3 protein-coding genes are annotated in these 13835 nt (G+C 72.3%); 1 reads left to right on the top strand and 2 read right to left on the bottom strand.

Annotated elements, in window-relative coordinates; translation table 11 throughout:
* Positions 1-2: 2 nt before the first annotated feature.
* Positions 3-650, top strand: a complete 648-nt coding sequence (locus tag CK951_RS19965) for a 4'-phosphopantetheinyl transferase superfamily protein (protein ID WP_096788088.1) — start codon at positions 3-5, stop codon at positions 648-650.
* 86 nt (positions 651-736) lie between these two features.
* Here the strand turns inward: CK951_RS19965 and CK951_RS19960 are convergent, their stop codons facing one another.
* Together CK951_RS19960 and CK951_RS19955 are read right to left on the bottom strand one after the other, a co-directional pair.
* A complete protein-coding gene (locus CK951_RS19960; RefSeq protein WP_096787980.1) occupies positions 737-3493 on the bottom strand; it encodes a condensation domain-containing protein in 2757 nt (918 codons plus the stop codon).
* Positions 3490-13485: a hybrid non-ribosomal peptide synthetase/type I polyketide synthase gene (locus CK951_RS19955; protein ID WP_096787979.1), complete on the bottom strand. Its 9996-nt coding sequence runs from the start codon at positions 13483-13485 to the stop codon at positions 3490-3492. The genes CK951_RS19960 and CK951_RS19955 overlap by 4 nt, the downstream gene beginning before the upstream one ends.
* Positions 13486-13835: the final 350 nt, after the last annotated feature.

Here is a 13835-nt window from a genome sequence, read left to right as displayed (position 1 = left end):
GGATGACCCATCGCATCGAACTCTGGACATGGGACCTGGACCGGCCGGGCGAGGCGGCGCTTCTGGCGCCCGACGAACGCACCCGGGCGGCCGCCTTCGCGACCGAGACGCTCCGCGCCCGCTTCATCGCCGGGCGCAGCGGACTGCGGCTGCGGCTCGGCGCGCATCTGGGCCTCGATCCGGCGCGGATCGCCTTCCGCTACAACCGCTTCGGCCGGCCGGAGCTGCCCGGCGGCCCGTCGTTCAACCTCAGCCATTGCGGCGGGCTCGCGGCCCTCGCGCTCTGTTCCTCGGCCGCCGTGGGGGTGGACATCGAGGCGATCCGCCCGATCGAGCGCGCCGTGGCCACCCGCTTCTTCGCGCCCTCCGAACTGCAGGCGCTGGAGCCCCTGGCGGGCGCGGACTGGGAGCAGGCGTTCTTCCGCCTCTGGACCCGCAAGGAGGCCTTCCTCAAGGCGGTCGGCACCGGGCTCGATACACCGCTTGCGAGTTTCGACGTGACGGCGGAGGACAGCCCCCGCCTGATCCGGGCCGAGGGGCAGCGGGTGCAGGACTGGACGCTGATCCATCTTTCCCTCGCCCCCGACCTGCCCGGCGCGGTCGCGGTCGAGTCCCGCGGTGCCCCGGTGGAGCTTCTGCGCCGCGACTGACCCCCGCGCTTGTCGGCGCGGGCGCGTCGTGCGGCCTGCCGATCCCCGCGCCGGGGTGGCCCGGCGCAGGCGCTTCGCCCGCCGGATCACCGCCCCGCGGACCCTTCGGCGAGGAAGGTCTCGATCTCCTCGGCCAGCCGGGCGGTGCCGATGCGCAGATCGCCCAGGGCCACGACCTCGGGGATGCGGACGGTCTTCAGCCGGCCTGTCACCACATGCTCCCAGCCGATCGAGGCATCGAAACCCTCGGCACGCGGCACGTCGTCGGTCACCACATGCAGCACCGGCACGTCGATGGGCGCGGGGCGATAGCGGTCGCGGGCGGCGACGAGGAAGTCGATGAAGCCTTCCTCCTCCGGCTCGAGGTCCGTCCGGCGCACCCGGCCGATCAGGCGCAGCGCACGGGCGACATGCAGGACCCCCGAGCGGCGGATGATCGTATAGCCGCCAAGGAAGGCGTCGGTCGACATCTGCCCCACCCACCAGCGCCGGACCCGCCGCTTGAGGGTATGGCGCCGGTCGACCCAGCGCAGCCGCCGGTCGGCCAGCATCCGCTCGACGAAGCCGGGCTCCCACACGTCCTTGAGCACCACGGCCGCGATGTCGTGGCCGCGGGCCTTCAGCACCCGTGCGGCCTCCAGCGCCACGTTGCCGTGGACGCAGATGCCGAACAGCAGGAACGGCCCCTGCGGCTGGGCCTTGAGGATGACGTCCGCATAATCGGCGGCGATCTCCTCCATGCTGCGCCGGCCGTGCTCCTGCCCCGGCGAGCCGTCGAACAGCCGCACGCAGATCGCCGGGCGATCGGTCGCGAAGCCCGCATGGATCGCTGTCGCCGTCCAGGCGTTGTTGACCGCGATGAGCGGCGTGCCGGTGCCGCCCTGCTGAAGCGGCAGGATGCGCCAGTCGTCCTTCTCCCGCGCAGGCGCCGCCTGCGCGCGGATCACGCCCGCCAGGTCGCAGAGCCGGGGGTTGTCGTAGATCGCGCCGATGCCGATCTCGACCCCCATCTCGGCGCGCACCCGGGTCAGCATCCGCAGAACCAGAAGCGAATGGCCGCCGAGGTGGAAGAAGTTCGACGTGGGCTCCACGGCGTCGCGGTCGAGCACGTCCTTCCAGATCCGGATGAGTTGCGCCTCGATGCTGCGGAGCGGGGCCGATGCGGCGGGGGCCGCCGGGATGGCCGATGCCGGCTTCTTCGGCACGCGCAGCCGGTCGCGGCGCAGATGGCCTTCAGCGTCGCGGGGCAGGGCGAGAAGCAGGCTCACCCCCCAGGGCACGTCCGCCGGATCGAGCCGCGCCGCCAGGTGGGCCGTCACCTCGGCCGGCAGGTCCTCGAGCGGGCCGGCATGATCCGGCTGCGGCACCACGAAGAGATAGGTGCCCTCGGGCTCGGCCACCGCCGCGGCATCGGCCACTCCGCCCATGTCGCGGGCGGCGGCCTCCAGCCGGGCGAGGCGGCCGGCTTGCCGGTCGCGCCGTTCCAGCACCGCAAGGTCGAGCGGCAGGGCCTTCAGCGGCGCGTCGGGATGGTCCAGCGCCTGCCCGAAGCCCGCCACCAGCAGGTCGAGCAGCGCCTGCGCGGTCGCGGGCCGGAACAGTTCGGTCGCGTATTCCAGCGTCACCCGCCAGCCCGAGGGCCGTCCGACGATCTGGAAGTTCAGGTCATAGACCGCCCCCGGCGTGTGCGACGGCGCCGAAAGCAGCTCGAACCGCCCATAGCGGCGGTTCTGCAGGAAGGTGCGCTGGATGTTGAAGTTGATCGAGATCAGCGGCATGCGCGAGGGATCGCGCGGCGGGTTCATCAGCTCCACCAGCTTGTGGAACGGCATCGACTGATGCGCCAGCGCCTCCTGCACCACGGTGCGCACGCGGCCGAGATGATCGGCAAAGGCCGCCTCGGGGTCGGTCGGCAGGCGCAGCACGAGGTTGTTGATGAAGACGCCGATCAGCGGTTCCAGGTCCACCTCGTTGCGGCTGGCGACCTGGGTGCCGATCAGGACGTCGCTCTGGCCGGTGAAGCGGGCCAGGCAGGCCGAAAGGACCGCCGTGCCATAGGCGAAGACCGAGACCTCGCGCCGCTTCGCCTCGGCCTCCAGTCGCTCGCCGAAGGCGGGCGGCAGCACGGTCGAGGTCATGGCAGCGGCGGTGCCGCGGCGGCCCGAGCGGGGGAAATCGGCCTCGATCTCGAAATAGGGCGCGTCGGCCAGCTGCGCCTTCCAGAAGGCGCCGTCCTCCTCCAGCACGCCGCAGGCGAGATATTCCTGCTGCCAGAGCGCATAGTCGCCATATTGCAGCGGCAACTCGGGCAGGTCGGGCTCGCGTCCCGCCTCGATCGCTTCGGCGATGGTGCCGATCTCGTGGCCGAGGACGCGGATCGAGAAGCCGTCGAAGCAGACGTGATGCGCCACGATCATCAGCATCGCCCGTTCCGGCGACAGGCGCACGAGCGTCGCCCGCATCAGGCCGGGCTTCGAGAGGTCGAAGGGCACCGCGCCGGTTTCCTGCGCGATGGCCTCGATCCGCTCCGACGGGTCCTCGCCCGCCGCGACGCGCAGCTCGACCACGCTGAGGCGGAAGCGGACCGCGGCCGCCACTTCCTGCAGCAGTTGGCCGTCCTCCTCGACCAGCCGGGTGCGCAGGATCTCGTGCCGGTCGACGACGCGCTGGAAGGCGGCCTCGATGCTCGACGGCTGGACCTGGCCGCGGATCTCCCAGCGCACGGCCACGTTCAGCGCCGGGGTGCCGGGCGTCATCTGGTCGAGGAACCAGAAGCGCAGTTGCGTGGCGGTCGCGGGGAAGCGGGCGACGACCGGCTCGGTCAGGGGAAGCGGGCGGTTCATGATGCGATGGCTCCTTCGCGCCGCGCGCCGTGGCGGAACGAGCGCAGCGAGGGCCGGGCGCCCGCGGGCGTGCCGGAGGTCTCGCGGCTCGCGGCAAAGGCGGCGAGGTCGCGGATCGTGGGATGCTGGAGAAGGTCCCGCGCCTCGAGGTTCAGGCCTGCATCGAGCATCCGGGCGGCAATGCGGAAGATGGTGAGCGAATCCGCCCCCAGCGCATAGAGCGTGTCGGTGGTCGAGATCGCCTCCAGCCCCAGCACCTCGGCCCAGATCCCGGCAAGGCGCTCCTCCAGCGGCGTCGTGGGGCGCGTCATCTCGCGCAGCGGCGTGACGGGCGCCGCGGCCTCGGGCGCGGGCAGCGCCTTGCGGTCGAGCTTGCCGTTCAGCGTCTGCGGCAGCGCGCTCAGCGTGACCCAGCGCGAGGGCATCATGTAGTTCGGCAGCACCTGTTCGAGCGCCTCCATCAGCATCTCGGGCGTGGGAGCCGCGCCGGCCTCGGGCACGATCCAGGCCACCAGCTGCTTCTCGCCGCGCGGATTGGCGCGCAGGTCGACCGCGGCCTGGGCCACGCCGCCCGCGGCGCGCAGCGCCATCTCGATCTCGCCCAGTTCGATGCGGAAGCCGCGCAGCTTGATCTGGCCATCGCCGCGGCCGAGCAGTTCGACCGAACCATCCGCCAGCAGCCGCGCCCGGTCGCCGGTGCGGTAGAGCCGTTGGGTCGTCCCCCCGACCGTCAGGTCGCGGAAGGCAGCCCGGGTCAGGTCCTCGCGGCCGAAGTAGCCGATGGCGAGGCCCGCGCCGCCGATGTTCAGCTCTCCCGTCACCCCCACCGGCAGCGGCAGGCCCTCGGGCGAGAGGACATGCAGCGTGGTGTTGGCGATCGGATGGCCGATGGTGATCGTCGCGTCCTCGGGGCGGATGCGGTTCACCGCCGACCAGATCGTGGTCTCGGTCGGCCCGTAGAGGTTCCAGAGCTCGGCCCTCTCTGCCATCAGCCTGCGCGCGAGGTCGAGCGGCAGCGGCTCGCCCCCCGCCATGACCTTCAGCCCCGCGGGGATCTTCAGCCCGGCCTCGAGCAGCATCCCCCAGAGCGTGGGCGTGGCCTGCATCACGGTGATGTCGCCCTGGCCGAGACGGGCCGCGAGGCGGAAGCCGTCCAGCACGTCCTCGGTCGCGGCCACCACCACCGAGCCGCCCGCGATCAGCGGCAGGAAGAGTTCCAGGATCGCGATGTCGAACGAGACCGTCGTGACCGAAAGCAGCCGGTCGGCGGCGGTGAAGCCGGGCTCGGCCGCCATCGAGGAAAGGCAGTTCACCACGGCGCGGTGCGGGATCTCGACCCCCTTCGGCGTGCCGGTGGAGCCGGAGGTAAAGATCACATAGGCCGGGTCGTCGGGGCCGGTCGGCGGCAGCGTGACCGGTTCCGGCGCCTCGCCCGAGACGGCGACCGGCGCGATGCCGAGACCCTCGGCATAGGCGGGAAGCCGGGCCTCGGGCAGGATCAGCGCCTGCGCGCCAGCCGCTTCCAGCACGTGGCGCAGCCGGGTCTCGGGGTGGCGCGGATCGAGCGGCACGAAGGCATGGCCCGCCTTCAGCACGCCGAGCAGCGCCACCGGCAGCTGTTCCGAGCGGTCGAGCGCCACGGCCACCCGGCCGCGGCCCCCGGGCAGCGCCGCCAGCAGCCGCGCCGCCAGCGCGTCGCTCTGCCGGGCCAGTTCGGCATGGCTGAGGCGCCGGCCGGCGAATTCGACCGCCGGAGCGTCGGGCCGGCGGGCGGCCGCAGCCGCCACCAGCCCGTGCAGCGTGGGCGCGGCCGGGGGCGCGATCGCGGTAGGGGCGAGGCGGGGCAGCTCGCCCTCGTCGAGCAGCGGCAGGCTGGCGAGCGGGTGGTCGGCAGCCTCGGCCATCCCGCGCAGCACATGGGCGAAATGGCCGATCCAGCGCCGGACGGTCGCGGCATCATAGACGTCGGAGTTGTAGTCCACGTCGAGCCGCAGCCCCTCGCGGCTTTCGATCATGTTGAAGAACAGGTCGAAGTTCACCGCGGCCTTCGGGTTCGGATGGGTCGAGACCGAAAGCCCCGGCATCGCCAGCCCCTCGGCCACCTTTTCCAGGTTGAACTGCACCTCGGTCAGCGGCAGCCGGTTCAGGCTGCGCTCGATCTTCAGCTCGCGCACCAGCGTGCCGTAGGTGACATCGGAATGGTCGAGCGCGGCCAGCACCTTGTCGCGCACGGCCTTCAGGTGACCCGCCACCGTGGCGCCCTCGGCGAAGGGGGCGCGCACCGGCAGGAAGTTCACGCAATGGCCCACGAGGTCCGGGTCAGGCAGCAGCGCCTGTCCCCCGGTCGGCACCGCCAGCACCACGTCCCCGGCACCCGAGAGCCGGCCGAGCGTGATCTGCAGCGCCGCGAAGAGCGTCGAGAACAGCGTGCAGCCCTGCTTCGCCCCGGCCTTCCGGGCAAGCTTCAGCACCTCGGCGTCGAGGCGCTCGGTCACGGTGCCGCCCCGGAAGCTCTTGATCGCCGGATGCGGCCGGTCGCCCGGCAGGTCGGGCAGGGCGGGGACGGTGGCATATTCGCCGCGCCACCAGGCCTCGTGCGCCGGATCGTGCGACCGCCGCGCCAGCGCATGGGCGGCGAAGGAGGGCGCGGGCGGCAGCGCCGCTGCGCGCCCCTCGATGCGCGCGGCATAGAGCGCGGCGAGGTCGGTGAAGATCACGTTGTAGGACCAGCCGTCGCAGACGATGTGATGGGCGGTGGCAACCAGCGTGTGCCGGTCGGGGCCGCGGCGGAGCAGTCGGAAGCGGATCGGCGGGCCCGCCACCAGGTCGAGCGGGGTCTCGGCCTCGGCCTGCAGGATCCTGGCCATCGCCGCTTCGGGGTCGGGTTCGGCGGACAGGTCGGTCACCGGCAGGGCCACGGGCGCGGGATCTGCCACGTCGAAGCTCTCGCCCGAGCGGGCGAAGACCAGCCGCAGGCTGTCGTGCCGGGCAAGGATGTCCGACAGGCTCGACTCCAGTGCCGCAACGTCGAGCGGTCCGTCGAGATGCAGCGAGGCGCCCTCGTTGAAGCTGCACGAGGCCGCGTCGCCCAGCTGGCTCGTCATCCAGATCTCGCGCTGTGCCTCGGTCAGCGGGATGGCTGTCGTGGGCGGCGCCGCGGCGGCGGGGGTGGCGGCTGCGGGAGCCGCGATTGCCGCGGGCGGCGCCGCCGCCTCGGCCACGGGGGCAAGGATGCCGACCGACTGGAGCTGGTCCAGCGCGCTCTCGAAGGCGCGCGCGATGCGATCGCACTCCTCCTCGCCGTGGGTGGTTGTCAGGAAGCCGCAGTAGCTGTCGATGATGTGGATGCCCTCCATCCGCATCAGCGGATAGGCGAGCGAGGCGCGGGCCTCATGCTGCGAAAGGTTGAGCGCGAACCAGCTCGAGAAATCGCGGATGAGGTCCGGCAGCCCGCGCGCCGCGAGCGCCCGGTTCAGCCTCGCGGCCAGCCGCGCCGTCCGCTCGGCGGTGGCGGTCCAGAGCGCGTCGCCCTGCGTTTCCAGATGGTCGAGCACGGCATCGACCGCGGCCACCACCAGCGGATGGCGCACGAAGGTGCCGGCGAAGAAGGTGGGCGGCGTGTCGGGGCGGCTGTCATCGCCATAGCCCCAGATCCCGCCGTCGAGCGCGTTCATGAAACGGCCCTTCCCGGCCAGCACGCCCACCGGCATGCCGCCGCCCGGCACCTTGCCATAGGTCGCCATGTCGGCCTCGATGCCCCAGAGGCCCTGCATCCCGCGCCGGTGGGTGCGGAAACCGGTCACCACCTCGTCCATCACGAGGGCCGACCCCTGCTCGGCGGTGATCCTGCGCAACTCGCGCACGAACTCGGCCGGGCGCAGTTCGGGGTGACGGCTCTGCACCGGCTCCACGATGACGGCGGCGACGCTTGCCCCGTTCGCGCGGAGCCAGTCGAGGCTTTCCGGCGCGCCGTAGCCCAGCACCACCATGTTGCCGAGGCCCGAGCGCGGGATGCCCGGCGCGATGGGCAGCGCCACTGGGTCGCCGCCGCGGCTGCGGCCCTTCACCAGCACCTCGTCGAACTGGCCGTGGTAGTCGTTGCCGAACACCACGATCCGGTCGCGGCCCGTGACCGCGCGGGCGAGCCGCATGGCGGCCATCACCGCTTCCGATCCGGTGTTGCAGAAGGTCACCCGCTCATGCCCCACCATGCGGGCGAATTTCGCGGCCACGGGGCCGGCGAGTTCGGCCTGCGGGCCGATGGGGAAGCCCTTCTCCAGCTGGCGCCGCACGGCCTCGAGCACGAAATCGGGCGAATGGCCGAAGGCGGTCTGGCCGAAGCCGTTCACCAGGTCGACGAACTCGTTGCCGTCGATGTCCCAGATCCGCGAGCCCTTGGCGCGCTCGGCGACGATCGGGAACACCAGCTCCTTCCATTCCTGCCGGAAGCCCGCCGCAGTGCGCGGATCGGCATGGACGGCGCGGTGCTTCGCGGTATGGGCCTTGGAGCCCGCGTGTTTTGCCGAATAGCGGCGGGCGAGATCGTCGACGAAGGCCTGCTGGCGCGCGTCGAACCGCCCGCCCGACAGGTCCACGCCGCGGCCGAAGCGGAACTGGGCCGCGGCCGGCGGTTCCTCGGCTGCCGTCTGCACGGCGGGTGCGGCCAGCGGGGCGGGGGCTACGGGGGCAGGGGAGACGGGGGCAGGCGTCATGGCCGCCGCGGGAACCGGCTGGGCCGGCGCTGCCGCGGCGCCCTGTCCAAGCGCGCGCAGCTGCTCGGCGAAGATCGCCTGCATGGTCAGCATCTGCGATTGCAGCACCTCGGCCAGACCGCCGGCCGCCGGCAGGGCCGGGGCGGCGAGCGGGGCCACGGCCATCGCCGGCTGGGCCTGCACTGCGGCGGACATCGCGGGCGGGGCCAGCACCGCAGCGGAAGAAGGGTCGGCGACCGCCACCTGGGCAAAAGGCGCGGCCGCCGACGCCGCCGGTCCGGGGGAATCCGGCGGCAGGACGGCATCCATGTGGGCGGCCAGCGCCGCCACGGACGGATAATCGGAAAGCAGCTGCCGGAAGGTCAGCTCGAACCCGTAGTCGCGCGACAGCCGCTGCGTGACCTGGCCGAGGAACAGGCTGTCGAAGCCCAGCTCCAGAAAGCTCGCCTCGGCCTGGTCGGGGCCCAGTTCCTCGCCCGAGAGATCGGCGAGAAGGGCCAGCACTTCGGAGGCAAGGCGCGCGCTGCGGGACGGCATGGACATGGGAACGGACACTCCAGAGGAAGGGCTCTGCGGAACGGGCACGACCGGGGGCGGCGGGGCCGCGGCCACCGGGAGGGCTGCGGCCGGCAGTCCGGCCGGAGCGGGAAGGGCGGCCGGCTGCGGCGCCACGGCCGGGGCGGGCGCGGCGGCGGTCGCGCGCCCCGCCAGCGGCGGCGCGTCGATCCAGTGCCGGCGCCGCTCGAACGGATAGGTGGGAAGGGACAGGCGGCGGTGGCCGCGCGGAGCCAGCGACCAGTCCACCGGCACGCCCGCCGCCCAGAGCCCGGCAAGCGCTTCGGCCATGGCGAAACCGTCCGGAACCGGCCTGGTGTGGTCCGGCAGGGATTGGAGGATACCGCCATGGCCAAGGCGCGACAGGCATTGCGCGGCGAAGGTCGAGAGCGTGCTTCCCGCCCCCACCTCGAGCAGCACGGGTGCCTGCCCTTCGGATGCCGCAACCCGGATGGCGGCATCGAAGTCGACCGTGGCGCGCGCCTGATGCGCCCAGTAGGCCGGGTCGCGCGCCTCGTTCTCCGTCACCCGGGCCCCGGTGACGCAGGAAATCCACGGGATCTCGCCCGCCTTCAGGGCGAGACCGGCAAGTTCCCCCGCCAGCGCCGTGCAGACCGGGTCCATCATCGCGGAATGGAAGGCGTGCGAGGTATGGAGCCGCGAGCAGGCGATGCCCGCGGCCTGCAGCGCCGCCTCCATCGCAGCGATCGCCTCGAAGGAGCCGGCCAGCACGTTCAGTTTCGGCGCATTGCGTGCCGCCAGATCGACGCCCGGCAGCAGGAGCGGCGCGATCCGGTCGATCTCGGCCCGGACGGCCAGCATGGCGCCGCCGGGCATGTCCTGCATCAGTTGCCCGCGCCGGGCGATGATCTTCAGCCCGTCGGCAAAGCTCATCGCGCCCGAGACCACCGCGGCGGCGAATTCGCCAACCGAATGGCCGATCATTACCGTGGGCCGGATGCCACGCGAGAGCCACAGCTTCGCGGTCGCGACCTGTGTCAGGAACAGCGCGGGCTGGGTCAGCCGCGTATCGCGCAGCGCCCGCGCCATGTCGGCGTCCGAGGTGTCGCCGAAGCACAGGAGCCGGTTGATGTCGAGACCGATAAGCGGCTCGAGGATCGCCGCGCCTTCGTCGATCCAGCGGCGGTATTCGGGCTCCTCGGCGTAAAGCCCCGAGCCCATGCCGGGATATTGCGAGCCCTGGCCGGGAAACAGGAACACCACCGGCGGCGGGTCCGCCGGCACCGGCCCCTTGACCGCGCCAGCCTTGCGCAGCCGCGCCGCGGCCTCGGCAGGATCGCGCGCGGCGACGGCGAGGCGGTGGTCGTGGACGGTGCGCCCTTCCTGCAGGGTGAAGGCGACATCAGCGAGATCGTCCGCGCGGGTCTCCAGATGTTCGGCCATGCGCAGGGCGAGCGCCGACAGCGCCTCGGGCGAGCGGGCGGAAAGCGGCAGGACCTGCGGCGTCGTCACCGGGGCCGTTGCGGGAACCGCCGGCGGCTCCTCCAGCACCAGATGGACGTTGGTGCCGCCCACGCCGAAGGAACTGACGCCCGCGCGGCGGGGGCCGTCGCCGGCCCAGGGGGCAGGCGCGGTGGGCACCCGGAAGGGCAGATCGTCGAAGGGGATCTTCGGGTTCGGCCGCTCGAAGTTCGGCATCGGCGGGATCAGCCCCTCGCGCAGCACCAGCGCGGTCTTGATCACGCTGGAGACGCCCGCCGCCGCGTCGAGATGGCCGATGGTGCCCTTGAGCGAGCCGAGCGCCACGCTGGCCCGCGGCAGGTCGCCGAAGACGGTGGCGAGGCCGCGCACCTCGATCGGATCGCCGAGCGGCGTCGCCGTGCCGTGGCACTCCACATAGCCGACCGAGGCCGGATCGGTGCCGCCGTCGCGATGCGCCATGCGGATCGCCGCCGCCTGCCCCGCAACGGAGGGCGCGGTATAGGCGATCTTGTCCCGCCCGTCGTTGTTGATGCCGATGCCGCGGATCACCGCGTGGATGGTGTGGCCCGCGGCCTGCGCGTCCCTCAGCCGCATCAGCACCACGGCGCCTGCGCCATGGCCGAAGACCGTGCCGTCGGCGCGGGCGTCGAACGGGCGGCAGGTGCCGCTCTCCGAGACCATCCCGCCCTCGGTGCAGTGATAGCCGCGCCGCTGCGGGAAGGTGATCGAGACGCCGCCCGCGATCGCCATGTCGGACTGGCCCGCCCGGAGCGACAGGCACGCCTGGGCAATCGCCACCAGCGAGGTCGAGCAGGCGGTGCTGACGGTCAGCGCCGGCCCCCTCAGCCCCAGCTTGAAGGCGACCCGCGTCGCCAGCGTGTCGGCGATGTTGCCGAGCGCTTCCGGGAACATCCCGACCTGGTAGCCGCTGGTGAAGGCCTCGGCGGTGGCCCGGTCGCGCAGCAGGTGATTGACGAGGTAGGTGCTGAAGGAGGCGCCCGCGAAGACCCCGATGGCGCCGGGATGGCGGGCGGGATCGAGGCCCGCATCCTCCAGCGCCTCGACACAGGTCTCGAGGAACACCCGCGCCTGCGGATCGGTGACGGCGGCTTCCTTCGGATACATGCCGAAATAGCGCGCGTCGAACAGGTCGACCCCGTCGAGCCCCGGCCGCACCGGGACATAGCCGCGCGCGGCGCGTTCGGCGGGGGTGAAGGCGTCCTCGAGTTCCGACGCCTCGAAGCGGCGGAAGAGATTGGTGCCGCTGGTCACATGCTGCCAGAGCGCCGCGACCGAGGGCGCGCCGGGGAAGCGGCCCGCCATGCCGACGATGGCGATGGCGCCGTCGTCGGGCAGGGCGTCGCCGCGGGCCTCGGGACCCGCCTGCGGCCCGCCCTCGGCCAGAAGGGCGGCCAGCCGCGCGGCCAGATCCTGCAGGCGGGGGGTCTCGAACATCACGGTGATGTCGATGCGCCGGCCGAGGTCCTTCTCCAGCAGGGCATGGACGTCGATCAGCTGCAGCGAGCTGCCGCCCATCTCGAAGAAGGTGCGGTCGGGCGGGATCGGGCCGCAGCCCAGCACGCGCTGCCAGAGCGCGGCGATCCGCGCGCGCAGCTCGGCGGCCGTCCGGGGGACAGGCCGTGCCGCCGGGGGCGCAGGTTCGGACGGGGGCGCGGGCGGCGTCTCGGCCGGGGCCGTCTGTGCCTCGGCCTGCCGCGTCTCGACCATGGCGACCAGCGCCTTGCGGTCGATCTTGTTCGCGGCCGTCAGCGGCAACTCGTCCAGCACCAGGACCAGCCCCGGCACCATCGCCTCGGGCAGCTCCTTCGCCATGCCGGCGCGGATCGCATCCGCCGCGGCCTCGGGCGCCAGATCCACCCCGGCCGCGAGCTTGGCAAAGCCTGCGATGCGCCGGTCGCCGTTCGGGGCGCGGATCAGGTCCACCGAGCCGTCCGCCACCAGCGGCTGGCGGCGCAGCACATGCTCGACCTCGTCGAGTTCGATCCGCCGCCCGCCCAGCTTCACCTGCCGGTCGAGCCGGCCGAGGAAGCAGATCTCGCCATCCGCCCGCCGCCGCACCAGATCGCCGGTCAGGTAGATCCGGCCGTGCCGCCCGGGCCGCGGGTCGGGCACGAAGCGCTCGGCGGTCTGCTCGGGCTTGTTGCGGTAGCCCCGCGCAAGGCCCGGCCCGGTCAGGGCCAGCTGCCCGGCCTCGCCGTCCGGCAGCTCGGCGAGCCGCTCGTCCAGCACCAGCACCTCGTCATGCGCCGCGGCCCGCCCGATCGGCAGGGGGCTGCCGTCGAAATCGGTGGGCGTCACCACATGCAGCGTGCCGATCACCGTGTTCTCGGTCGGCCCGTAGGCATTCACCAGCTTGAGGTTCGGGCCATGCTTCAAGGCCTCGGCCGCCAGCCGCGGCATCATCACGTCGCCGCCCACGATCACGAGGCGCAGCCGCCCGACCGTTGCGGGGTGATGCTCGGCCATCAGGTGGAAGATGCCGGTGTAGAACACGAGCGCGGTGACGCCGTGCCGGTCGATCGTCGCGGCCAGCGCGTCCAGCGCGGGTTTCGGCGTCTCGAGCACCACCAGCGCCGCCCCATTGAGCAGCGGCCCCCAGATCTCGAGCGTGGAGCCGTCGCAGCCGAAGGTCGAGCTGTGCAGCGCGATGTCCGAGGGCAGGTACTGGCAGTCGGGCTGCCGGATCGCCAGCCGGGCCACGCCCTGCTGCGGGATCTCGACGCCCTTGGGCTTGCCGGTCGAGCCCGAGGTATACATGACATAGGCGAGATCCGCGCCGGTGCGGAACGGCCAGACGCGGGGCTCGTCCGCGACGGGCGCGCCGTCCTCGGCGACGGCCAGCACCGGCCGGCCCTGGGCCAGCGTCCGCGCCAGGTCCGCCTCGCCCGTCACATGCAGGAGCAGCACGGGACCCGCATCCGCGACCATGTAGTCGAGCTGTTCGCGCGCATAGGTCGGATCGAGCGGCATGTAGGCCCCGCCCGCGCGCAGGATCGCCAGCATCGCGATGAGCGCCTCGGTCGAGCGGCCCGAGACGATGCCCACGAGGTCGCCCGCGCGCACGCCGGCCCGCACCAGCCGGACCGCCAGCGCCGTGGCCCGGACGTGCAGCTCGCCATAGCTCAGGCGCGTCACCTCCGAGATCAGCGCCGGGGCGTCGGGACGGGCCCGCACCACCCGTTCGAAGAGATCGAACAGCGGCAGGGCCGGGATGAAGTCCTGATCGGAAATCTCAAGCGGAGCGGAGTCTCTGCTGGACACTACGCAACACCTTTTAATCGGCGGGCAGAAAGGCCCGTTATCTGAACGTATGAACTCAATCCCGCGCGTCCGGCTCGCGACGCTTCAATGTCGCTTCAATGCGGTACCCGCAGGCCTTCGGCATTATAACCCGGCGGCTCCAATTCCACCGCCGGGTCCATTCTTCGCGGGAACCCCGCCCCCTTGTCAATCCGGCGCGGAAGGAGGGGTCGCGGATTTTGTCGAATTGTCATGACCGGGGCGAGGATCGGCCGGATTGGGCCTTGCAACAAAGGCACTTGACCGGATCGGCCTGTCCCCTTGGATAATATCCGTCTTCCCGCCAGATATCTTAATACTTCCGGCCGGTA

The organism is Rhodobacter sp. CZR27, from assembly GCF_002407205.1.
In the GTDB taxonomy this organism is placed as follows: Bacteria; Pseudomonadota; Alphaproteobacteria; order Rhodobacterales; family Rhodobacteraceae; genus Cereibacter_A.
This window is presented reverse-complemented; position numbering and strand designations above follow the sequence as displayed.